At 38.0% G+C, this 22,841-nt stretch carries 22 protein-coding genes; 20 read left to right on the forward strand and 2 right to left on the reverse strand.

Annotation, left to right across the window (positions count from 1 at the left end):
* Window positions 1–16 precede the first annotated feature (16 nt).
* Window positions 17–1,741, reverse strand: a complete 1,725-nt coding sequence (locus tag DBK98_RS03885) for a helix-turn-helix domain-containing protein (RefSeq protein ID WP_032535583.1) — start codon at window positions 1,739–1,741, stop codon at window positions 17–19.
* 962 nt (window positions 1,742–2,703) lie between these two features.
* Here DBK98_RS03885 and DBK98_RS03890 point away from each other — a divergent pair.
* The 20 genes from DBK98_RS03890 (at window position 2,704) to folK (ending at window position 22,621) form a co-directional block, all read left to right on the forward strand.
* Window positions 2,704–3,921, forward strand: coding sequence for a winged helix-turn-helix domain-containing protein (locus DBK98_RS03890; RefSeq protein ID WP_032535584.1), 1,218 nt, complete (start codon window positions 2,704–2,706; stop codon window positions 3,919–3,921).
* A 104-nt stretch (window positions 3,922–4,025) separates the two neighbouring features.
* Window positions 4,026–4,262 carry an NVEALA domain-containing protein gene (locus DBK98_RS03895; RefSeq protein ID WP_032530142.1) on the forward strand — a complete coding sequence of 79 codons (237 nt, stop codon included), beginning with the start codon at window positions 4,026–4,028 and terminating at the stop codon, window positions 4,260–4,262.
* 178 nt (window positions 4,263–4,440) lie between these two features.
* Window positions 4,441–5,508, forward strand: coding sequence for a BF3164 family lipoprotein (locus DBK98_RS03900; RefSeq protein ID WP_032535600.1), 1,068 nt, complete (start codon window positions 4,441–4,443; stop codon window positions 5,506–5,508).
* Between the two features lie 578 nt (window positions 5,509–6,086).
* The gene (locus tag DBK98_RS03905; protein ID WP_233481225.1) at window positions 6,087–7,055 is read left to right on the forward strand and encodes a hypothetical protein; all 969 of its coding nucleotides are present in this window, start codon (window positions 6,087–6,089) and stop codon (window positions 7,053–7,055) included.
* A 130-nt stretch (window positions 7,056–7,185) separates the two neighbouring features.
* A complete protein-coding gene (locus tag DBK98_RS03910) occupies window positions 7,186–8,304 on the forward strand; it encodes a 6-bladed beta-propeller (RefSeq protein WP_032535585.1) in 1,119 nt (372 codons plus the stop codon).
* 241 nt (window positions 8,305–8,545) lie between these two features.
* Window positions 8,546–9,316: a BF3164 family lipoprotein gene (locus DBK98_RS03915; RefSeq protein WP_233481226.1), complete on the forward strand. Its 771-nt coding sequence runs from the start codon at window positions 8,546–8,548 to the stop codon at window positions 9,314–9,316.
* Between the two features lie 330 nt (window positions 9,317–9,646).
* A complete protein-coding gene (locus tag DBK98_RS03920) occupies window positions 9,647–10,786 on the forward strand; it encodes a membrane protein (RefSeq protein WP_032535587.1) in 1,140 nt (379 codons plus the stop codon).
* A gap of 103 nt (window positions 10,787–10,889) precedes the next feature.
* Entirely contained in the window at window positions 10,890–11,111 is a 222-nt protein-coding gene (locus tag DBK98_RS03925; protein ID WP_005822536.1) for an NVEALA domain-containing protein, read from the forward strand.
* Window positions 11,112–11,384: 273 nt separating this feature from the next.
* Window positions 11,385–11,615 carry an NVEALA domain-containing protein gene (locus DBK98_RS03930; protein WP_005779735.1) on the forward strand — a complete coding sequence of 77 codons (231 nt, stop codon included), beginning with the start codon at window positions 11,385–11,387 and terminating at the stop codon, window positions 11,613–11,615.
* A 118-nt stretch (window positions 11,616–11,733) separates the two neighbouring features.
* Window positions 11,734–12,777, forward strand: a complete 1,044-nt coding sequence (locus DBK98_RS03935) for a BF3164 family lipoprotein (RefSeq protein WP_005779732.1) — start codon at window positions 11,734–11,736, stop codon at window positions 12,775–12,777.
* 5 nt (window positions 12,778–12,782) lie between these two features.
* Window positions 12,783–13,637 (forward strand): DUF1573 domain-containing protein, encoded by an 855-nt coding sequence (locus DBK98_RS03940; protein WP_005779729.1) that lies wholly within the window; start codon window positions 12,783–12,785, stop codon window positions 13,635–13,637.
* Window positions 13,638–13,911: 274 nt separating this feature from the next.
* Window positions 13,912–15,186 carry a 6-bladed beta-propeller gene (locus tag DBK98_RS03945; RefSeq protein ID WP_005779724.1) on the forward strand — a complete coding sequence of 425 codons (1,275 nt, stop codon included), beginning with the start codon at window positions 13,912–13,914 and terminating at the stop codon, window positions 15,184–15,186.
* 164 nt (window positions 15,187–15,350) lie between these two features.
* Window positions 15,351–17,333, forward strand: coding sequence for a hypothetical protein (locus tag DBK98_RS03950; RefSeq protein WP_032535588.1), 1,983 nt, complete (start codon window positions 15,351–15,353; stop codon window positions 17,331–17,333).
* A 149-nt stretch (window positions 17,334–17,482) separates the two neighbouring features.
* The gene (locus tag DBK98_RS03955) at window positions 17,483–18,382 is read left to right on the forward strand and encodes a bifunctional 2-polyprenyl-6-hydroxyphenol methylase/3-demethylubiquinol 3-O-methyltransferase UbiG (protein WP_032535589.1); all 900 of its coding nucleotides are present in this window, start codon (window positions 17,483–17,485) and stop codon (window positions 18,380–18,382) included.
* The gene (locus DBK98_RS03960) at window positions 18,382–19,263 is read left to right on the forward strand and encodes an ABC transporter permease (protein ID WP_005812419.1); all 882 of its coding nucleotides are present in this window, start codon (window positions 18,382–18,384) and stop codon (window positions 19,261–19,263) included. The genes DBK98_RS03955 and DBK98_RS03960 overlap by 1 nt, the downstream gene beginning before the upstream one ends.
* 41 nt (window positions 19,264–19,304) lie before the next feature.
* Window positions 19,305–19,538: a DUF3098 domain-containing protein gene (locus DBK98_RS03965; protein ID WP_005812418.1), complete on the forward strand. Its 234-nt coding sequence runs from the start codon at window positions 19,305–19,307 to the stop codon at window positions 19,536–19,538.
* A gap of 6 nt (window positions 19,539–19,544) precedes the next feature.
* Complete coding sequence (locus DBK98_RS03970) at window positions 19,545–20,345, forward strand: undecaprenyl-diphosphate phosphatase (protein WP_005812416.1); 801 nt, start codon at window positions 19,545–19,547, stop codon at window positions 20,343–20,345.
* Window positions 20,346–20,352: 7 nt separating this feature from the next.
* Window positions 20,353–21,054, forward strand: a complete 702-nt coding sequence (gene truB, locus DBK98_RS03975; RefSeq protein ID WP_005812404.1) for a tRNA pseudouridine(55) synthase TruB — start codon at window positions 20,353–20,355, stop codon at window positions 21,052–21,054.
* A gap of 47 nt (window positions 21,055–21,101) precedes the next feature.
* Window positions 21,102–22,160 carry a tRNA preQ1(34) S-adenosylmethionine ribosyltransferase-isomerase QueA gene (queA, locus tag DBK98_RS03980; protein ID WP_005779710.1) on the forward strand — a complete coding sequence of 353 codons (1,059 nt, stop codon included), beginning with the start codon at window positions 21,102–21,104 and terminating at the stop codon, window positions 22,158–22,160.
* Window positions 22,160–22,621 (forward strand): 2-amino-4-hydroxy-6-hydroxymethyldihydropteridine diphosphokinase, encoded by a 462-nt coding sequence (gene folK, locus DBK98_RS03985; RefSeq protein WP_032535590.1) that lies wholly within the window; start codon window positions 22,160–22,162, stop codon window positions 22,619–22,621. Before queA ends, folK begins: the two co-directional genes overlap by 1 nt.
* On the opposite strand, the gene DBK98_RS03990 is transcribed toward folK, so the two are convergent.
* On the reverse strand, window positions 22,601–22,795 hold the full coding sequence (locus tag DBK98_RS03990; protein WP_032531385.1) for a hypothetical protein: 195 nt from the start codon (window positions 22,793–22,795) through the stop codon (window positions 22,601–22,603). The genes folK and DBK98_RS03990 overlap by 21 nt on opposite strands.
* Between the last annotated feature and the right edge of the window lie 46 nt (window positions 22,796–22,841).

Below are 22,841 nucleotides of genomic sequence, written 5' to 3' on the forward strand. Positions count from 1 at the left end.
TAAACCCTTACGGGCATTATAAAATCTCTTTGATATAGCGCGTAGGCGGCACTTTATAGAACTTCTTGAATCTTGCTCCGAAATATTTAGCATCGCAAAAGCCTAAATAGGTTGCTATTTCTGTAACGGTGTATTTTTGTGTAACCAGTAAAATTTTGGCTTTATTCATTTTAAAATAATACATGTACTCTGCAGGTGCTTTATCTGTAATCTCTTTTAATTTAGTATAGAATGTAGTACGGCACATTCCCATATCGGCGCTTAACATGTCGACCGTATAATTGTCTGATGAGAGATTCTTTTCCAGAAGCTTATTTACTTTATCCATAAATAGGGTGTTCTCTTCACTCTTCGAAGTTGTCTCAGGGAGGTCGGCAGGCAAATTGGTTTCCAGAAGCTGTTTGATACGTTTATGCTTATTTATAAGTACTTGTATATCCGCTTTAAGCCTGCAAATACTGATTGCACGTGGTGCCAATTTATCTACTCCACAATGGATATGGGTGAGATAACTCCTATTATCATTGAAGTTCATCAGGAGAATGGCGGGAGTTTGAACCATGCTGGCATTTGATTTTATCCGGGAATAAATTTCTTTTCCGCCTATACCGTTCACTATTTCATCAATAATGATAATATCTGGTGTTCGCTGACCGGAGAAATTGGATAAACGTTCCGGATTATTAAGAATAGTTATCCGGAAGAGGGTTGAGAGGGCTTCATTTAAGTAGCTACTCAACTCATTGTCTGACATGACTAACAGTACGTGTGACCTATTTTTATCAGAACGGCCCATCTTGCCATCTTTTATGGTAGGAATTTCCACTTCCGGACATTGGATTGTATTGCAGCAACCGTTTATGGGAACGATAACTTGAAAAGTAATAATTCGCCTATGGCAATCCCCGATTAATTTTCCACCATGTAAGCGGATTATCTTCTTTATGATTTGAAGATTCCCACAGTGGTATATCAACATAAGGGCAGAGAGTAGAGAAAGTAACTTTTTATTGTCCTGTTTGCATTCTGGTCCATTGGTAATCCGGAGGCTCCAATGGTTGTTCAGGTGCGACACGTTCATATTAATGCAACCTTTGCAAGGTGTGGCATCGATTATTTTACTCAATAGGCATTGTAAGGCTGCAGTCATGGTAATTTCGTCTACCCGGCAACTGATATAGCCGAAATCTTTGCTGACGTTTAATTGTATCTGGCGAGTATTGGCATAACTCTGGCATTGATTGGTGATTGAGGTAATGAAAGTGTAAAGTTCAAACTCAATGGGAGAACCAGGATATATTTCATTCTCTATATTGCTGAATATTCCAATATTCTGGTAGCTGTTCATGATGTGGCTGGTGTAGCCAAGCACTCGCTTTAACTTTTGAGATGTAGGTTCAGGAAGGTTGTCAGAGGCGATTTCTTCCAGTAAGTGATGCATCAGAGTCAGTGGGGTTTGAGTTTTATGAGCTATGTTTTGAACAATGCCCAGTTTTTCGTGGGAAAAGAGTTTCGTGTTATACATGATTCTATAACGTATCATGAGAACAATAAACAACCCTATTACCAAACCCTCAATCGGGTATACCCATGACATCTGCCATAAGAAAGCAGGTATAAAAGTAGCTGTTTGGTACTGACTTGTAAGGTCGAGTTGTACATCGGTTTGCATACAAGGACATACATCATTAAATTGTGTGTCCAATAAGATCAACTGTAAAAATAGAATAACTGGTTCCATAACTGTATTTAGATAATTATTAATTTTGTTTTCATAGTTAAACCATCATTTTTTCAAACTTCTTTTTTGGGGGGAATTCCCAATTAGTCGTTGGTGCTGCAATTATAGGGCTTTTTGTACAGCTTGATTGGGTATAATCTTTTAAAAGATATGGGTAATATCTGGTAACGGATTTTAATGTATATATTTACGATTGTTTTAGACTTTGCCGTATGGAGGGGATTTTATAGTTGTGAGGTAATCAGGTTTATTTTCATGATCTATGCTTCACTTATCAGATTTTGCCCGCTTATTATTTATATTTAGATACTGATTGATTACATAAAAAATGGTAGAAATAACTCCCAGGGATAAAAATAACTCCTGGTTACATACTTTATGGTACCTTCTGATAGTGGAATAATCGTAATGTCAGAATAGCTCCCTTTATGTTTGCAGATGCTTTTATGAATGTTTTATCATTTTCTAAATATTTGATATTTAGACGGTTGCTTAATGTCGAGATCTTTTCCTTAGACAATTTTTTTGTTTTATACATTGAGTTGGGGGAGAGTGAGGCTGTTAAAACAATATTACCCTGACACCCAGCCTCGATTTCTTATCTGTTAATTGTATGTGCTTCTTTTAATTAAAAAGAATGTATTACTTTTTATTACCTGTTAATGGGTTGGTTTTTAATAATGTGATGGTATGTAATAAATTGTAATGCGTTGAAATGGACGTATTATGTCAAAATTTCTTTTTTAGCCTAATCGTTAAATTATTTTAGAATTTAATATGGGAAATGCGGTGAAATAAATAATCTTTTGATTATTGTTGTTTGAGGTAAACATTTAGGGTTCTATTTTTTATATCAATAACCGGGCGATTGTATGTTTATCCTCTGTTAATCAGTGAAATTGGTAGTGAGATTTTGAGATAATATTGTAAAGTATTACATTTGTTTGCAAAAACAAACTACGATGAAACGCTCTAGATTATTTTTATGGATTTTGGGTATAATAATGCAAGCATTTTTGGTCAGCATTCATTTCTATCAGAAAAATGTGGAGGCAATGCGTACCGAATCAGAAGACCTTTTAGTAGAAGTGCTCAAGAAAGAGTTGCACAGAAAGCAACAAGAGTTGAATCTGTTTTATGTTTTTAAGGTAACGACCGATACTATTCCTCTAACGGTACGCATTACAACCAGTGATGGAATTAAGGTTTATACTGTAGATGCTAAGAAAAGTGAAAAGAATATTTCGCAAAATATGGCAGAACGATCTTGGCATTCTATTGTTTGTATGAAGACTTGTTTGTCAGTAGACACTTTACGCCAACTTTGGGACGAGGAGCTCAAAAGGCGGGAAATTTTTGTCCAATCTGATATACACATATCAGTAACTAACTTGGATAATACTATCTCTCTTTTTAAATGTAAGGATTGCAATGACTTTTGTTCCGGGACACACAGATTTACTTTTTATGTGGGTAATAGATGTGAACTTGAGATTATTGGTTTTTACTCTTATCCATGGTGGGCTGTATATCAGTATCATTCCACTCCATTTAAAGTGATAGGTGGTGTGGTAGCTGTTCTTATTGTTATTTTCTGTTGTTGGCTTCTGATAAAGAGATATATATCCAAAATTCGAATTGACAAGATACGTTTGGCCACTGATTGTGATCGTGAAAGAAAGGTTCGGATGAAATTAGAAAAGGATCAGAAAAGGTTAGAGGAAAAGCAAAAAGAATATGAGAATCGAGTTAAAGATCTTTCAGCAAGAGGTAAAGAGCGTGAAGAAGAACGAAAAAGAATGGAGAAGATGCTGAAAGAGTATGAGGAACAGATTCAAAAGCTTAAAGAATTAAGGGAATCTGGTAAAGAACCATTGCTTTATGTATTGAGTCCAAAAGTTACTTTTGATTCTTATGCAAAAGTATTAATATGTGCAGATCGAGCTATTCCTCTTACTTCGCAGGCTTGTCGACTCTTGAATGCTTTTTTGAATGCTCCCGAGTATATTTTAACTTACGACGAATTATTAGAATGCCTGTGGAAAAATGGTGGTGGAGGTATGGTTCGTTTGCGAGTGGCTATTTCTCGTCTACGTATTTTGTTGAGTGTGGATCCTGATATTACTATTTTTCAAAGGGATATTGATAAATATCAATTAGTACTTCCTGAAAAGGGGTAATTTATGAAGCTTTTTATACTATGTAATAATTTGTAATGCAATAAATGATGCTTTATTGGTTAATAGCCTTTAACTTTGCAGTGAATAATTAAAACATATATCTGATGAAAATTAAGTATTTGAAGGTGGCTTCTCTTTTGGTTGCCATCGTTTCGGTTTGGTATCTAAAACCGGTGGAAAAATCTGAGAATGTAGATCCTCTTTTATTGCAAAATGTAGAAGCTCTGGCAAGTGGGGAAGATTTTACGCACACTCTGTGTTATGGGCCGGGCTCTGTAGATTGTCCTGTAAACCATGACAAGGTAGAGGTTGTATATGAGGGATACAGTTTAGGAGATTAAAGTTGTATTCAGTATCTTATCTCTAAAGAAAGATAGCTGCGTGTTTATCAAAGGGAGTGGAAGTATTTCTATTCCCTTTAAAACAGGCAAATCAGTCACTTCCTAAAGGACTTTAAAGTAGAAACCTTTAGGTCTGAAAGCTAAGTAAAGCTTTTAGTCCGCCTAAAATCGAATGCTTATGAATAAAAATGTTAGTGTATTAATCTTAATAGGGATTATTCTTTGGGGATGTCATCCGGCAAAAGAGAAGGTTGAGTTTTCAAACGAAGTTATTTGTAGCGATAGCATATCACGGGAACTGGTTGTTTTAAATGATACGTTTTTATTTTCGTATCCTTTGCAAATAGAGCTTATAGACTCAATGCTACTGGTGTTGGATAATGTTAATAATAACTTCTTTCATCTGTTTACTCTAAAGGGAGTACCTGTAAAATCATTTGGAGAAAAAGGTCAGGGGCCTGCTGATTTTATAAATGTGGGGGCATTCAATTTATCTGAAGATGGAAAAAACATGTATGCATACGATTCTTCAATGCGTAAAATAGTGAAATATGATGTCTCTTCTTTTTTAAAAGATTCATTGAAATCTGAAGTTATGCAAGTGAATTATGGTAGCTTGCCACACTCTGAGGTACCCACAATAATCTATGATATGCTTTCTCTTAAAGATTCGGATTTTCTTGTAAAAGCGAACCATAAGGATCTTCGGTTTGGATTATTAAAAGATGGAAAGATTACTCAATTATACAATTCTTTCTCTGATTGTTTAAATACAAATAATGAAGAAGAAGTATGGTCGGTTTTCTGTAGTAATACCAAAACCAAGTTAAAACCGGACAGGACGAAGATGTTGAATGCGACCTATCTGGGAGGGATCCTGGAGCTATTTGACTTGGACGAAAATTGTCGTTTGTCATTGAATAAAACGCTTTATATTTACGAACCTAAATATGGTATTGCTGAAGGAGCAATTCCGGCGTATGTAGTTTCCAATGAAACGACTCAGATTGGTTTCGAAGATGTATATGCAACAAATAATAGTATTTATGCATTATTGCATAATAGAGGAAGCGAAGCTTTACCTTCAGAGATTACTGTATTTAGTTGGCAAGGACTTCCAACAAGTAAAATTAAGGCTAACCACGGTCTTGTAAATATAGCTGTGGATGAGAAAAACAATCTAATCTATGTAATTGCGGAAAATGAACAGAATGCTTATGAACTGTCTTGCTTATCTTTAAATTGATGTGTATTCTACAATTTTCAAGAATAAAGCAAGCTGTCTATAAACGGTTTTCCGCTTAAATAGATTCACTACGGGGTGATGCTACTAAAAAACAGAAAGAAGTTAAGAAACCAATCTTAAAACGGCAAATCACTTTACTAAAAGTTCTAAAACGCGAGAGGTAAACTTGCTCAGGTCAGTAATTAAAGTTCATCTTAGCACGCAAGATGTACATCTTACGCACCAAGATACACATCTTGCGCCTTAAGATGCGTATCTTGGCTGTCAAGATGAACTTAGACTGTATGAAGAAAATATTTTTCTAAGAATCATAAGATACTTTAATCTGCATCTTGTGGAATTTGAGTGTTAACTTCAATAACTTGCCATTGTGCTTCTTCTAAATCCGTACAATACATATATTGTCATGAATAAGCAGTATGTTAGTTATTATTTCTTTCAAAGGAATAAGAAGTTGATGCATATAAAGGCAGAAAACCTATTTATACAAGTGTTGAAAGATGAAATGAAAAAGAAAGGGGAAGCATTGGATTTATTTTATTCTTTTTCAGGGATATCAAGTGACACGTATTTCGATTATGACCGAAACCGGATCCAGACAGTATAAAGTGGATGTTGCGAAGAGCCGGAAAAATCTTTCTCAGATATCGAGAGAACGTTCATTACACTCTGTTATTTGTTCCGAGAAGCAGTTATCTCTCATGACTTTGAGTCAGACCTGGGCGGATAGCCTGCAAACACGACATATTCTGGCAAGAGTTGCGATAGAAATAGTAACTACAGACTTGGAAAATAGGATCTTATATAGAAAAAGCCAAACTGTCAATCTGTCTCCAGAGTTGAAGTTTGTTGTTTATTTGGGGGAGAGATGTGAAATAGAGGTTTCCGGTTTTTTATTTTATACTTGGTGGTCGGTTTGTAGATATCATTTCTTTCCATTCGGAATGATTGTTGGTATAGCTTTGTGTTTGATTGTTTTTTTGATCTATTTGTTTAGGGTGAGAAAGCACTTGTTTAAAACACAGTCTGAGTGTGGACTATTGGTGGAGAAGCTAAACAAAGAAGAAGAAAAATTAGAAGAGTTAGAGAGTATATGGGATCAATATGCGCAACAGGTTGAAATGGAGCAATCTGATGCTCGGGAAAAGGACATGCTGTTGAAGGATCTGGAGCAAAAGTCAAAGGCGTACGAAGGGCAAATAGCGGAACTAAAAAAGGCAAAAGAACTGTTGGGAACAAAATCCTTGATCTATAAATTGAGTCCTATACTGACCTTTGATGTATATAAAAAGACACTGGAGTGCAATGAGGAAATAATTTCACTTAATCTCCAGTCCTATACTCTCTTGCTGGTTTTCTTAAATGCTACTGATTGTCAATTGACACGTAAGGAAATCGAGAAGTGTTTATCCGGAGGGAGTCGGGAGTGTTTCCGGACAGCTAAGCACCGCTTAGTTAAGGTACTTCAAATCGATCCTTCTATTTCTATTGTTCAGCACAATAGGGATCTTTTTCAGTTGCAACTGCCGGAAATTGAGGTCTTGTAGCGCTTTGTAACGCACTATATGGTGAGTATAAGAAAAATATGGCTTATATTTGCACGTATTTAAAACGTATATAGACATGAAAAACACTTTGGTATAACTTCCTGCATTGTTAATCTAATCTAATAAAGTTATGAAGAATATCTTGTTAACACTTCTCTTGTTTATACTTTTTTCATGTAAAAGTACTGGAGATAAAACCGACTGTGAAGTATTACATGTCGATTTGGTTGAACGCCCTGTTGCAACGGAAGAATTATTTTCTAAAATATCTGTCATTCCATTGGAAACCAATGATAGCTCCTTTCTTGTAAGGCCTGTGAAAGTTATTATTAAAGATAACAGATATTATATTGTCGATGAAGGGGTTCCGGCTGTGTTTTCTTTTGATGAAGAAGGGCATCTTTTGCATAAAATAGGTAAAAAGGGACAAGGTCCCGGAGAGTATCGTGAAATATACGATGCCGTTATTAAAGAAAAAGAAAATGCAGTGTATATGCTATCTCCATTTGGCTCTCTTTATGTGCATTCTCTGGATGGAAAATTCATAAAAGAAATAGAACTGCCAACGAGGGCAAATTATCAATTGATAGAGGAGCTGGAGAGTAAGTATTTCGTTACATGGACATTACCTGCCTCTGAGAGTGATAATTGTATCAGCGTCATTTCTAAAGAGTCTTTCAAGAATGTGAAAGAATTTTGGCATGTGCCTCCCGTTTTCACTATTCTGAATTCTAAACCTTTTTATAATTATGAACATAAAGTATATTTTTCCAATCCTTATCAAAATGAAGTATATGAAGTAAGGACAGATAGCTTACGGGTTGCATACCGTTGGGATTTTGGAAAAGATAATCTTGATTTGAAGGAGTATGGATTCACTTTATTAGAGGATAAAAAGGTTGAAGAATATAAATTAATGTTGCAGTATTTACGTGATTCTACTGTGCCTTATTTTTTATGCGATCAATATCAGAATGATAAATTCTATTATATCATGTTGGTGTTTGGGCTTAAGCATTCGAAAAATCTATTTTACCGGAAGGAAGACGGCAAAAGTTTCTTTTTTGAAAAAACAACAGAAGACATTCATTTTGAACCTTTAGCCTTTAATGAAGATTTCCTGACTTGTATTGTTTTCAATGAAGACTTTCCAAACTATGAAAAAGTGCTTCCTCCAGAGGAATATAAGAAGCTGGAAGAGCGTTTAGAAGATGATAACCCCTGTTTAATCAAATTTTATTTTAAATGAAAAATCTTATATTTATACTGGGTTGCTTTCTCTTTCTAATCTCATGTCAGCAGACCGAGAAGGAAAAACTTGAAGAACTTGTTAAAAATTGGAATGGGAAGGAGGTACAATTTCCGACAAATCTTAGTTTTACGTTATATGGAAAAACTCCTGTCGATTTTAAAATCCCTGCTTCGGATTATAAGATCGTGACCTATGTCGATTCGTTGGGTTGTTCCAGTTGTAAATTGCAATTGCCTAAATGGAAGGATTTTATGAAATATGCGGATTCTATAGTAGGCTATCAAATACCTTGATACTGTATGATCAGTCTTTGCAAACTATAAGTTCTTTTCGAATTGATAGTTTAGCTCAAGGCAGTCTTTCAAAGATAGATTGTGTTTCAGCTCCTAAGTTAGGAATGAATAGGGTATATGCATATTCGGATTCCATATTTTACGGGAGTGGGACTTTTGAAAGTGGCCTGATAGCAAAATGCAATCAGAAAGAGATTTTAAATCAATATCTCCCTTTTCCACAAACAGAGCAAGCGGTAAATCGGGATGTAAACTATTTGTTGTTCCAGGGGGATCTTATTATGAAGCCGGATAAAAAACGTTTTGCTTACTTGGCGTATGAGTGCGATTTATTATCTATTCAGAAAGTGGTAAATGACACGTGCCTGGAAAGTGTAGTACATTTGAATACGTATACGCCGTTATTTGAGAATCAATCTACTAACGAAGTGTCTTCTGTTAATGTCTCTGCCGATTCTCCTAAAGGATTTCTTCGTGGGGTAGCCACTGAAAACTATGTTTATGCACTTTACAGTGGGCAAATTGGGAAAAATAAGGCAATAGCAAATGAAGTTTATGTATTTGATTGGGAAGGACGTGCTGTAAAGAAAGTGATATTGGATAGATGGGGTATATGCATCTCGGTGGATAGTAATGATGAACGACTCTGCCTGATGACAAAAGAAACGGATGGTGGAGAAGAGCGCTATCATTATTATTGTTATCAGTTAAACTGACTTTTTTGTTAGGATGTTACGAGTTTGCTTGATATGTATATTTTTTTGTTTTTCAAATCTTTCTTTATGCAGGGGTGGAACAGACAAGCGGGAGGAGACTTTGTTATTTTCGGGCAATAACCGTGATGAATTTGGAACGGTACTGAATACAATCTATCTTGGAGGAATATTGGAATTAGTTGACTCGTACAAGAGTTTTTGTTTGCGTGTGAAATGAACAGAATGCTTACAAACTGTTTTGTATATCTCTAAATTTGTTATTTAATTTTTTTCTGTCTTTTAGCTTCTTGTTAGGAAATAATATTATTTTTGTCAGTAAAATAAATCGAAATGACAAAAAATGAATTGCTTTCGTGTGTTATTGGAGTGATAATCCTATCACTATTGGTTGGAGCCTATTTCTATCAACGAAATAAGATGGGCATACATAAACAGGCGGAGAGACTATTCGTACAGATGCTTCAAGAAGAGATGGAAAGAAAAGAAAGAGATTTAAATCTATTTCACTTGTTTGCTGAGAGTTCATCCGATACTCTACCTTTGAAAATTTGCATTACAACAGCAGAAGGGAAAAAAGCGTACGAGGTTGATTCTTTGAAAAGTAAAAAGAACATTTCTCGGAATCTGAGAAACCGGTCAATACACTCTATCCTATGTGAGAAATCCCATTTATTGCCGGATTCTTTAAATGAACATTGGCAGAGTATGCTTAAGAAAGATCACATTGATACAGAGTCCACTATACATGTGCGGATGGAAAATCTTCAAGGAAAGATTATTAGTTCATCCAGTCACGATGGTGTGTGGGATACTTCTTTGGAGGTTGTGACTTCATATATAGGTAATCGTTGTGAGATAGAGGTCATCGGTCTTTTAGATTTTAGTTGTAAAACAATATTATGGTATCATTGGCAACCTTTTGGATGGATTGTAATTTGTTTGTTATTGATGCTTTTATTTATCTGCTTTTATTATAAAATGGTAAATCGGCCTCCGGAATTAAAGGAGGTTCCTTATGAGGTTGTCGTTGAAAAGGAAGTTATTGTTGAGAAAGAGGTGATTCGTGAAATAATAGTTGAAAAAGAAACATCTCCGGAAGAAAAGGTACCTCTAATAAAGCAGATTTGTAAAGTAGAAGGACAACTATATAGTTTACGTCATGGAGTTGTTTTTGATGCCCAGAATAGAGTTCTTAATTGTAATGGCAAGAAAATGTCTTTGTCCCCCCAACAGTGTCAGATTCTAAAGCTTTTTTTAGATGCTCCCGATTATACTGTGACTGATGAGGATATCATTAAGTTTATTTGGAAAGGTCAATCGAACGTTCAGATAAATATGTTTTGTTCTGCCGGAAACAAATTAGGGAAGAGGTTAGAGCAAACTGGTTGTGGTGTTTGTTTCAGGCGTTTTGGAAGCGATCGTTATCGTATGTTGTTCATAGACGACCTTGTTGACAATGATTTGACATAAATGGCAATAAATGGCAATAAAATTGATAGCGGTTTATCCAAAATCTCTTTTTACCTTTGTTGCCAGTTATTAACACTTATACTTTGAAGTCATGAAAAACTATATGAAATTGATCTTTGGGCTTGGTTTAATAGCCTTGATCGGGTATTGGCCTGCCGCGAAAACTCCTAAGAGAGTGAATTCCCTATTCTTGCAAAATGTAGAGGCGCTTGCCGGTGGTGAACACGTTACCAATTTAGGTTGCTTAGGTGACGGATCTGTAGATTGTCCTATTAACCATATCAAAGTAGAATATGTGGTTCAAGGATTTAGTCTTGGGGAGTGAGGACTCTTTTATATAAATCTTATCACATTATAATCATTCATTGCATTATTAACTTGGGTTAGAAAGGGAGTGGAACGATCTACGTCCTGGGAAAAGTCTTAGAATTGTCCACTCCCGGATAACCTTTAAAAAAGGAGGTTGCCCGGTACGAAGATAGCAAAAAATTAATTGGAATGAGTAAATGTAGCATTTACTTTTTCTACGGAGGAGGTGGCTCCCCGAAAGAGAGACACGACAAACAACAGAATAATTAACATCATAAAAAAGTAGATTATGAGTAAAAAGGTTTTTGCGGCCCTGATAGTCGCTGTAGTCGCAACTTTTGCAGGCTACAATATATATCAGTCACAGAGAGCAGAAATGACAATGTCGAATATAGTGCTAGCTAATGCTGAAGCATTAGCCGGTACTGAAACAACATATACATGTTGTCTTGCTTTGTGGGGAACTTGTCACGATGAGGTAAAAGCTCCTGAAGTAACGTGTACCATTACATCGAATTAATAAGTGAGAAAGTGGGGTATCCCTAAGGTCAATCGTGCTTCCGATTTTTCTGAAAGAGAGAGGCTAATATTAACTTTTCGGATACCTCTTGTTTTTAATTTCTAATAATTTGAATTTTATGAAATATGTGAGTGTATTATTGCTGTTGTTACTAATTTCTTGTAAGCAAGAGAAAAGTCAATTATTTTTAGATTTGTTTGCTGAAAATCAAGAGGTACAATTGTTTGAAATAAAAGGATATCCAATGGATTCGCTACAAGCTCCAGACATGATTCTAGGAGTTGGAGATTATATAATTTTATCTGAACCCAAATTGAATTCTCTATTATCGTGTTATAATTATAAAACAGCCTATTTTAAACGTTTCTTATCTAAAGGACAAGGTGCAAATGAAGTTATTAATGTGCAAACAATGGGATATTGTAATAATGAGAAAGGGTTTTATGTTCATGATGTTATGGGGCAATCTGTTTCAACATTTCTTTTGAAGGATACTTTTTCTATTCTAACGAAAGATGCCATTTTGCCTGAAGAAAGAATTTGTTCGATCTCCTATGATGATAGTTTGGCTTTTTTTACTAAAGCAGGTACGGTTAAGCACTTTGCTGTAAGAACTAACTTGAATAAGTTCATAGACTTTGGTAATGACATTTACCTTGAGAATAAAACTCCTGAAGCTGTTACCCAAATTTTGCAAGGACCTTCTGTAGTTTCTCCTGCTAAAAAGAGGATGGCGTGGTTTTCAGTATATGGAGATGTCTTTGAAGTCTATGACTTTACGGATTTTGAAAATATCAGATTGATCAGGTCTGTTGTTGGTACACTTCCTGTCTTTTCTACTGTAGGAGGAATGAATAGTGCTGCTTTAGAAAAAGAAACAAAACTGGGAGTTTCTTCCGTAGCGACTAATGATCAATTTCTTTTTGCCCTTTATAACGAAAACACTTTAGAAGATGCGATAAAATTAAAAGATGAAGTGTTTTATTCTAATAAAATTTTAATTTTCGATTGGGAAGGAATGCCATATAAGGTTTTAAATTTGGATAAAAAAATAAGAAGTTTGTCCTATTGGAGAAATAAGAATATGATTATATGCCTTGGTTTGGATACCTATTTAAATCCTGCTTTATATTATATTGATTTAGGCCAAATAAATATTTAAGAGTAATGGGATATAGAGCCGCAGTCATGCTTTGGGGCATTTGTTTGTTTATGGGATGTTCTGATTTTCGGGCTGAAAAAATTGTAAATGATTGGGTTGGTCGAGAAATTGTATTCCCTGATAATGAAGCTTTCTCTCATTTGGGAATGGGTTTAAATGATAGTGTAAATTATACGATATTAACGTATGTAGATTCTGCTGGATGCTTAAATTGTAAAATGAAATTGTCTGAATGGAAGTTATTTATGGCTTTAATAGATTCTTTAGGAGATTTTTCTGTTAGGTTTCTCTTTTATGCATATCCTTCTGATGTGGAAGAATTGCGTTCAATTTTGCAGAGGAATAAGTTTAATCAGTTTGTCTATATTGATGAGAACGACTCTCTTAATAAATTGAATCATTTTCCACATGAAATAATGCTTCAAACATTTTTGTTAAATGAGAACAATAAAGTGTTGGCGATGGGGAATCCAGTTTATAGTTCTAAAATTTCAGAATTATATGTTAACATTATTTCAGGGAAAAATGTAGAATGGGGAAAATTGCAAAAAAAAATGACGGAAGTCTCTGTTTCTAACTCCTTTATCGACATTGGAGAGTTTTCTTGGGAGAAGGCTCAGCATTGTATTTTTACTTTATATAATACCGGTGAGAATATGCTTGTTATTGATGATGTGGTTACCTCTTGTGGGTGTACTTCCGTGGAGTATTCAAAAGAACCGGTTTCACCAGGGAAGTCTTTGGATATCATTGTAACTTATAAAGCGGATCATCCGGAGCACTTTAATAAAACTATTACGGTATACTGTAACTCTTCCGCGTCTCCATTGCGATTAAAGATAATGGGGAATGCTAAATAGTTTGAAATGAAGAGTTAATTGAATATATTTGTTGAACTTTAAATTTGATTATTATGAGGAAAAAACTTGTTTTAAGTGTGATGGGTGTTCTATTGATTTTAGGTACTGTTACAAATGTAATGTTTACAAGAGCGGAGAAGTCTTCTGATAGAAGACTGGTTGGCTTCTATTGAAGCTTTAGAAGCTTTGGCTGAAGATGAAATAGGGGGCAGTCCGGGTGGATGTGGAACTGCGGTTTATTTTTATGATTGTTATGGAGCACAAATTGCAGAAAATGATTTTACGAGATCAATACCTTGTCAATAAAAAGATTGCTTGGTACCGTATAGTATCGGTTTTATTGTTTCTTAGTGCTTTTTCTTCTTGTTCTTTGGGGGAGAAACAGAATGCTTCTTCAAAGAACGAAATATATATAGCTGATCTGGATAGTGCCATTCAGAAAGATTGGTATTTGTATTCTGATGTGTTTAAATCTGTAAGAGTGATTCCTTTGGCAATGGATAAATCTGTGTTGATGGGAGACGTTAATAAAATGCAGGTTTATAAAGGTCATTATATTGTACTTGATGAAGAGATAGCATGCGGAGTATATCTTTTCGATTCTAAAGGGCGGTTTATCCGTAAGATAGGTGATGTGGGCAGTGGACCGGGAGAATATTCTAAGCCGGCAGATTTTACGATTGATACAAAAAAAGGGGAAATATATATATTCGATTATAATCAAAAAAAGATATTTAAGTATGATATTGCTTCGGGAAAGTATTTAGGAGTTTGCAATGTTGAACATCGATTGAATCGGATGTTTTTCTCAAAGGGGTACTTGTACGCAAATATTGATTATCAATTGGAAGATGAACCTGGACAAGAGCATTACCTATTACAAAGAATCGACTTTGATAATGAAGGTAATGTAGAAATGTTTTTTAAAGTAGCTGATTACAAAAAGGGTTGGGACGGGATAGCTCTTCAAGGGAATATGTTTTTTAATTTAGGAACTGAGTCTGCTCTTTTTGTTCAGGACTTTATGGATACGATTATCTATGTGAATGGGGATCAGGTTATTCCTTATATGGTAGTGAAGAGTCAGGATTGGGTGTGTAAAACAGATTTAGAAATACTTGGGACTACTGATAATCCTTCGACCAAAGGATTGGCTATGATGAAGCTGATTCAGCATTTAGGGGCACAAAGAAGGGCCTATAATCTATCTGATGTGTTTGTGAACGACTCTGTTATTGGGTTTTCGTATATGCAAGGAATGATGGGGACGGATGCGTTGTATGATAAGAGTACGGGTGAAACTATGGTGTTTGATCGCTCTAAAGATGATGTGTTGTTCGGAGAGCAACCATCACACAGGCAGATACCTACTTTTTTGTATGCGAGTGATAGAGGTGTTTTCTATTCTCTTAAACCCTGTCATTTGCCTGAGATGAAGTATTTTATCTCTCAAGGCCTTGTGAAGGATGAAGTGATTGGGAAAAATGATTTGGATTCTTTGGATGGTGATGCAAATCCGGTGTTATTGTATTATGAATATAAAGATTAAGATAGTATTAATAGGACTGGCTGTCAGTAACTTTTTTCTTATATGGATTGTTGTAGCGATACTTTGAAAAAAGGTACAATTAGTATATTGTTTTCTTTTTATCCTCTTAAGGACCACCTTGAGTTGACACAATGCTATTTAGAGTTTATTGCTAAAAAAATAGAATGAAAAGGAGTGGAATATTTATAGCGATCGGTTTGTTTTGCCTTGTTTCCTCATGTGGGGATCGGGACAGGCAAGTGGAGGAGGCCTTATCCCTTTCGGGCAATAACCGTAATGAACTTGAAGCGGTGCTGAAGCATTATGAAGGAGATGGCCGGAAGCTGGAGGCGGCACGCTTCTTGATTGGCAATATGCCCGGAAGTTATGGAGCTAATCCGATAGTAGAGCAGGATTGTTCTGCTTTTTACGAGGCTTATGATTCATTGGGACAAAAGTATGGCTATCGGGTAGGAACGGAATGGGGGAAACAGGTAGATAGTCTTTGGAAAGATTTTAGTAATCGACATCGGGTGAGGCAGGAACTTAACTATGATATTACCCGCATGAAGGCGGAAGATTTAATCCGGGAAATTGATCTGGCATTTCGGGCATGGGTGGAGAATGTGCATTCAAGAAACTGTTCGTTTGAAGACTTTTGTGAGTATATACTGCCTTATAGGCGACAGAATGGCTTATCGATTGACAATGCACGCCGGGAGTTCAACAAACGGCATCAGGGAAAGTATTTTGTGAAAGAGGGAAAGGATTGGCAACAAGAGATCGATTCGTTGTTATACGAATATAAGTATCTGACTCATTCCGGTTTTTGGGGGACGAAGATTCCGATATGGAATGCGGCGACTTTTGAGAAGATGCGTCATGGGTTATGTGCACAGCGCTGTTGGTATAACTCTTTGTTATTATCATCGTTGGGGATTCCGGTTGCCATTGACTTTGTTCCGGCATGGGGAAACCGAAATAATTCGCATACCTGGAATGTGGTGCTAATAGACGGGGAATCGCATGCTTTTGAGGCGTTTTGGGATAATGATCGCTGGAAATATAAGCGGATTTATAATAACCGGGATGATGATGAGCTTTGGGGAAGATTCCGCCTTCCGAAGGTATACAGATATACCTACTCAAATCATATTGAAGGACCGTTGGCAGATGTAGAGGTGGATAAAGCTGATATTCCGGAGCTATTTCGTAGTGTGAAAAAGGTGGATGTTTCTTCGGAGTATTTTGAAACGGCCGACGTAACGGTGGAGTTGACAGGTGAGGCGCCTCAAGGGGTGAAATATGCGTATTTGGCTGTGTTCGGATATCAGGACTGGCACCCTGTGCAGTGGGCAAAGATAGAAAACGGGAGGGCTGTCTTTCGGGAAATGGGTAAGGACATGGTTTATCTACCCGTTTATTACAAGCGGGGGGGATTATTGCCCGCAGCAGAACCTTTCAGATTGCGGAATGACGGAACGATGGAGAAGCTGAGCGGAAATGAAGAAACAGAGGAGGTTGCCGTGAGGATGGTGACGGGAGCGCCGGCTTATGATCAGAATAGGGAATATCTGGGGTGTATGAAAGGAAGCCGGATAGTAGGATTACTTGATGGAAAATCAGAAGAGGAACTGTGCAGATGGACGGACTCGCTGGCTCTGGAGCCGGTTGTACGGAAGGTGTCCGCACGATTACCTTACCGCTTTGTAAGGTTATTATTACCGTCGGATAGCATTGCTTTGGGGGAGCTTTCTTTTTATACGGAGGAAGGACGGATCGGGAATGTGAGGATAATTACTCCGATGAGGGCTACCGGAAGGAATGAAGTGCCCGGGATGATAACCGATGGTTTGGGGGCGACGGGCTATCGAGGTAGGGTGGCAGAAAGGCTGGTAGATATAGATCTGGGAAAAGAGTATATGGTCAGTCATATTGGAATGACTTCTTACCTGAAAACACAATTGTTCTGTCCGGATGAATTTGAGTTAAGATATTGGAACAATGGTTGGAAAACTGTGGAGCGTAAGCAAGCCGATCATAAAGGGTATCTTGTATTTGAGAAAGTACCCCGGGGAGCATTGTTGATGTTGAAGAACTGCCGCTGGAAAGGAAAGACGGCGGAGCGTATATTTACTTATGAAAAAGGAGATGTGAAGTGGGAATGATTGCTATGAACGAACAGTTGCCTTGCCATTATTGTTAAACCTCCTTAAGGAAATGCCTATCCGTCACTTTTTATTTGTTATTTTGCACCAAATTCGGGTGGAGTGTGTCCTGACGTTTCGGGGTACGCTTAAATATGCAGATAAAACCAATGAATAAACTCACTATAAATGCCTGTCCGCTATGTGGGAGCACACATTTGAAATGTGCTATGACCTGTACTGATTTTTATGCCTCCGGTGAACAGTTTGACTTGTACACCTGCGAAGATTGCGGATTTACTTTTACACAAGGAGTCCCGGTAGAGGCGGAGATAGGCAGATATTACGAAACACCTGATTATATTTCCCATTCGGACACGAAGAAAGGTGCCATGAATGCTATTTACCACCATGTACGTCAGTATATGCTTGGTCGTAAGGCACGTTTGGTCATGAAAGAGTCGCATCGTAAAACCGGTAGAATATTGGATATTGGTACGGGAACAGGTTATTTTGCCCATACGATGCAGAATAGGGGATGGGAAGTGGAGTCCGTGGAAAAGAGTGTGCAGGCCCGTGGGTTTGCCCGCGAACATTTCGGATTGGATGTAAAGCCGGAGTCTGCATTGAAAGGGTTCGTTCCCGGTTCTTTTGATGTGATTACGCTGTGGCACGTTATGGAACATTTGGAGCATCTGGATGAAACGTGGGAGTTGTTGCGCGAATTATTGACCGAGAAAGGTGTCTTGATAGTGGCTGTGCCCAATTGTTCGTCATACGATGCAATGAAATATGGGAAATATTGGGCTGCTTATGATGTACCCCGTCATTTATGGCATTTTACGCCTGCCACGATTCAGCAGTTTGGGTCGAAACATGGATTTATCCTGGCAGCCCGTCATCCGATGCCATTCGATGCTTTTTATGTGTCGATGCTGACTGAGAAACATAAAGGGAGTGCTTACTCTTTTGCAAAAGGTATGTGGACCGGATCGGCGGCTTGGTTGAGTGCCCAGGCCAAAAAGGAACGAAGCAGTTCAATGATTTATGTATTCAGAAAGAAACGCTGATGAAGAGTAAAAGCAGAAATAACGCTGTGTCATATTTTGATATGCAGTTCATAACTTCCAGCATCAGTACCACGTTGGTATTGCTGTTACTGGGGCTTGTGGTGTTCTTCGTGTTGGCAGCCAATAACTTGTCTGTTTATGTACGCGAAAATATAAATTTCTCTGTATTGATCAGCGATGATATGAAAGAAACGGATATTCTGAAGCTTCAGAAACGGCTGAATAATGAACCTTTCGTGAAAGAGACGGAATATATTTCAAAGAAACAAGCATTGAAAGAGCAGACCGAGGCTATGGGCACCGATCCACAAGAGTTTTTAGGGTATAATCCGTTTACGGCCTCAATAGAGATTAAATTGCATTCTGATTATGCGAACTCTGACAGTATCGCGAAGATTGAGAAATTGATTAAAAGGAATACCAACATACAAGATGTGTTATATCAGAAAGATCTGATTGACGCGGTCAATGAAAACATACGTAACATCAGCTTGGTGCTGCTGGGATTGGCCATTATGCTGACATTTATCTCTTTCGCGCTGATTAATAATACGATCCGGCTGGCTATTTATTCAAAACGCTTCCTGATTCATACTATGAAACTGGTGGGAGCAAGCTGGGGATTTATCCGTCGGCCATTTTTGAAAAGAAATATATGGAGTGGGGTTTTAGCTGCTTTTATTGCAGATACAATCCTGATGGGAGCCGCTTATTGGCTTGTGTCGTACGAGCCGGAATTAATTCGGGTGATTACACCTGAAGTCATGTTGTTGGTATCGGGTGCAGTACTGGTATTCGGAGTGGTCATCACTTTCTTGTGTGCTTATCTTTCTATTAATAAATATCTGAGAATGAAAGCAAGCACGCTGTACTACGTGTAGTTCCGGATTTATAGATGTAAATAAATTAATTGTAAATAACAATGGGTGATAAACAGAAATTTGCCTTCGATAAAACGAACTTCATTTTGCTTGCCATCGGCATGGCAGTGGTTATCTTGGGTTTTATCCTGATGACAGGACCTTCATCGTCGGAAGCGGTGTTTCAGGCGGATATTTTCAGTGTGAGAAGAATTAAAGTGGCTCCGGTGGTTTGCTTCCTGGGTTTTATCTTTATGATATATGGCGTAATGCGCAAACCTAAAACAAAAGAATAAAACAGGATGGAATGGTTTGAAGCACTGATCCTTGGATTGATTCAGGGACTGACTGAATATTTACCGGTGAGCAGTAGCGGGCATTTGGCTATTGGCTCGGCTTTGTTTGGTATAGAGGGAGAAGAGAATCTGGCATTTACCATTGTAGTACATGTTGCAACCGTGTTCAGTACATTGGTCATTCTCTGGAAAGAAATAGATTGGATATTCCGTGGCCTGTTTAAGTTTAAGATGAACAGCGAAACACGTTATGTGATCAATATTTTAATTTCGATGATTCCTATTGGTATCGTCGGTGTGTTTTTCAAGGATGAAGTTGAGGCTGTTTTCGGTTCGGGATTGCTGATTGTTGGCTGCATGCTGTTGCTTACGGCTGCTTTGCTGTCGTTCTCTTATTATGCAAAACCACGTCAGAAAGAGAACATCTCGATGAAAGACGCGTTTATCATTGGGCTGGCGCAGGCTTGTGCCGTATTGCCGGGACTGTCTCGTTCGGGCAGTACAATTGCTACAGGTTTATTATTAGGTGATAATAAAGCAAAACTGGCGCAATTCTCCTTCCTGATGGTGATACCGCCTATATTGGGAGAAGCTTTGCTGGATGCTATGAAGATGATAAAAGGTGAGGCTATTGCGGGAGATATTCCGGCTTTGTCACTGATAGTGGGTTTTATTGCCGCTTTTGTCTCAGGGTGCCTGGCTTGCAAGTGGATGATTAATATTGTCAAAAAAGGAAAACTGATTTATTTCGCTATTTATTGTGCAATAGCAGGAGTGGTCACCATCGTTGTTTCACAATTGCAATAAGTAACGGATGAATTTTAAAGAAGGAGAAGTACTTTATTTTGATAAACCGTTGGGGTGGACGTCTTTTAAGGTCGTAGGGCATGCCCGGTACCATATTTGCCGACGGATGAAAGTGAAGAAATTGAAGGTGGGGCATGCAGGTACACTCGATCCGCTGGCAACAGGGGTAATGATTGTTTGTACAGGTAAAGCTACCAAGAGAATAGAGGAATTTCAGTATCATACAAAGGAATATATTGCTACCATTCAGTTGGGTGCCACTACTCCATCGTACGATCTGGAACATGAGATTGATGCTACCTATCCTACGGAGCATATCACCCGGGAGTTGGTGGAAGAGACGTTGAAAACATTTGTTGGTGAAATACAGCAAGTGCCTCCGGCATTCTCGGCTTGCAAAGTAGATGGTGCGCGTGCTTATGATTTGGCCCGTAAAGGTCAGGAAGTGGAGTTGAAGCCCAAATTGCTGGTGATTGACGAGATAGAACTGCTGGAATGTAACTTACCGGAAATTAAGATCAGGGTGGTATGCAGCAAGGGAACTTATATCCGTGCATTGGCACGCGACATCGGGGAAGCCTTGCAAAGCGGTGCACATCTGACCGGATTGATACGTACCCGTGTGGGGGAGATAAAGTTGGAGCAATGCCTGGATCCTGCAAAATTTGCAGAATGGATAGATCAGCAGGAAGTTGAGATATCTGATTGAAATAGAAAAGTAAGAAATAAAATAATTAATAAACGCACATTATTATCATGAAACTGTCGCAATTTAAATTTAAGTTACCCGAAGAAAAGATTGCTTTGCACCCTACAAAGTATAGGGATGAATCGCGCTTGATGGTACTCCACAAGCGTACGGGAGAGATTGAGCACAAGATGTTTAAGGACATCCTGAACTATTTTGATGATAAAGACGTGTTTGTATTCAACGATACCAAGGTATTCCCTGCCCGTTTGTACGGAAATAAGGAAAAAACCGGTGCACGTATCGAAGTGTTCTTACTGCGTGAGCTGAATGAAGAGCTGCGTTTGTGGGACGTATTGGTGGATCCGGCACGTAAAATCCGTATAGGCAATAAGCTTTATTTCGGTGATGACGATTCAATGGTGGCTGAGGTAATTGATAATACTACTTCACGCGGACGTACGCTCCGTTTTCTATATGACGGTCCTCATGACGAATTTAAAAAAGCATTGTATGCGTTAGGTGAAACTCCGCTGCCGCATACAATTCTTAACCGTCCGGTGGAAGAAGAAGATGCAGAACGTTTCCAGTCTATTTTCGCTAAAAACGAAGGAGCCGTGACAGCACCTACTGCGAGTCTGCACTTCAGCCGCGAATTGATGAAGCGTATGGAGATAAAGGGCATAGACTTTGCGTATATCACATTGCATGCAGGGCTCGGTAACTTCCGTGACATCGACGTGGAGGATCTGACAAAGCATAAGATGGACTCTGAGCAGATGTTCGTAACCGGAGAAGCTGTTAAGATTGTGAACCGTGCCAAGGATCTTGGTAGGAATGTATGTGCTGTGGGAACAACTGTGATGCGCGCCATTGAAAGCACGGTGAGCACAGACGGGCATTTGAAGGAATATGAAGGATGGACGAATAAGTTTATTTTCCCGCCGTATGATTTTACAGTGGCTAATGCTATGGTATCCAACTTCCACATGCCACTTTCTACTCTGTTGATGATTGTGGCTGCCTTTGGTGGTTACGAGCAGGTAATGGATGCATATCACATAGCATTGAAAGAAGGCTACCGTTTTGGTACTTATGGAGATGCGATGCTGATTTTGGATAAGTGATGAGAATATATCTGGGATTAGGTACTAATTTGGGTGATAAGGAGTTGAATCTTCGTGTCGCTGTACAGAAAATAGAAGAGCGGATAGGGAAAGTGATTTCCCTGTCCGCTTTTTATGCTACTGCCCCCTGGGGATTTCAATCTGATAATAACTTTCTGAATGCTGCGGCGGGAGTGGAGACATCTCTGTCTCCTTTCGATATACTTGAAAGGACCCAACGGATAGAGCAGGAAATAGGGCGTTTACATAAATCACATGATGGGGTATATAGCGACCGTCTGATTGATATTGACCTCTTGCTTTATGGTGATAAGATATTACAGGACGAAAGGCTTTCATTGCCTCATCCATTGATGGACGAACGAAAATTTGTTTTAGAGCCGCTTGCCGAAATCGCACCGGACGTTGTCCATCCGGTACTTCATAAAACAATCAGAGAGCTATTTCTGGTTCTTTCGTAATTTACGGATCATCAAATGCCGTGGAAGGTAAGCCACACAGCCGATCAATACGGCATACAATATGCGCAGGTCGTCAAACGGTTGATGGCTCAGATAACAAATAAAGGCATAAATACCCACTGTGACAGCAATATACACCAATAGTGTAATAGCGGTTTTTAGTTTATTTTTCATAAGATAGTCTGTTAATACGAAGCAAAAGTAGCAATAAATCCAAAAT

This window comes from Bacteroides sp. PHL 2737 (assembly GCF_004115325.2).
Taxonomy (GTDB): Bacteria; Bacteroidota; Bacteroidia; order Bacteroidales; family Bacteroidaceae; genus Bacteroides; species Bacteroides hominis.

Coding starts and splice junctions, on each gene's coding strand:
- DBK98_RS03885 (WP_032535583.1), bottom strand. CDS start 1,741: ATGGAACCAGTTATTCTATTTTTACAGTTGATCTTATTGGACACACAA.
- DBK98_RS03890 (WP_032535584.1), top strand. CDS start 2,704: ATGAAACGCTCTAGATTATTTTTATGGATTTTGGGTATAATAATGCAA.
- DBK98_RS03895 (WP_032530142.1), top strand. CDS start 4,026: ATGAAAATTAAGTATTTGAAGGTGGCTTCTCTTTTGGTTGCCATCGTT.
- DBK98_RS03900 (WP_032535600.1), top strand. CDS start 4,441: ATGAATAAAAATGTTAGTGTATTAATCTTAATAGGGATTATTCTTTGG.
- DBK98_RS03905 (WP_233481225.1), top strand. CDS start 6,087: ATGACCGAAACCGGATCCAGACAGTATAAAGTGGATGTTGCGAAGAGC.
- DBK98_RS03910 (WP_032535585.1), top strand. CDS start 7,186: ATGAAGAATATCTTGTTAACACTTCTCTTGTTTATACTTTTTTCATGT.
- DBK98_RS03915 (WP_233481226.1), top strand. CDS start 8,546: ATGGAAGGATTTTATGAAATATGCGGATTCTATAGTAGGCTATCAAAT.
- DBK98_RS03920 (WP_032535587.1), top strand. CDS start 9,647: ATGACAAAAAATGAATTGCTTTCGTGTGTTATTGGAGTGATAATCCTA.
- DBK98_RS03925 (WP_005822536.1), top strand. CDS start 10,890: ATGAAATTGATCTTTGGGCTTGGTTTAATAGCCTTGATCGGGTATTGG.
- DBK98_RS03930 (WP_005779735.1), top strand. CDS start 11,385: ATGAGTAAAAAGGTTTTTGCGGCCCTGATAGTCGCTGTAGTCGCAACT.
- DBK98_RS03935 (WP_005779732.1), top strand. CDS start 11,734: ATGAAATATGTGAGTGTATTATTGCTGTTGTTACTAATTTCTTGTAAG.
- DBK98_RS03940 (WP_005779729.1), top strand. CDS start 12,783: ATGGGATATAGAGCCGCAGTCATGCTTTGGGGCATTTGTTTGTTTATG.
- DBK98_RS03945 (WP_005779724.1), top strand. CDS start 13,912: ATGATTTTACGAGATCAATACCTTGTCAATAAAAAGATTGCTTGGTAC.
- DBK98_RS03950 (WP_032535588.1), top strand. CDS start 15,351: ATGAAAAGGAGTGGAATATTTATAGCGATCGGTTTGTTTTGCCTTGTT.
- DBK98_RS03955 (WP_032535589.1), top strand. CDS start 17,483: ATGAATAAACTCACTATAAATGCCTGTCCGCTATGTGGGAGCACACAT.
- DBK98_RS03960 (WP_005812419.1), top strand. CDS start 18,382: ATGAAGAGTAAAAGCAGAAATAACGCTGTGTCATATTTTGATATGCAG.
- DBK98_RS03965 (WP_005812418.1), top strand. CDS start 19,305: ATGGGTGATAAACAGAAATTTGCCTTCGATAAAACGAACTTCATTTTG.
- DBK98_RS03970 (WP_005812416.1), top strand. CDS start 19,545: ATGGAATGGTTTGAAGCACTGATCCTTGGATTGATTCAGGGACTGACT.
- truB (WP_005812404.1), top strand. CDS start 20,353: ATGAATTTTAAAGAAGGAGAAGTACTTTATTTTGATAAACCGTTGGGG.
- queA (WP_005779710.1), top strand. CDS start 21,102: ATGAAACTGTCGCAATTTAAATTTAAGTTACCCGAAGAAAAGATTGCT.
- folK (WP_032535590.1), top strand. CDS start 22,160: ATGAGAATATATCTGGGATTAGGTACTAATTTGGGTGATAAGGAGTTG.
- DBK98_RS03990 (WP_032531385.1), bottom strand. CDS start 22,795: ATGAAAAATAAACTAAAAACCGCTATTACACTATTGGTGTATATTGCT.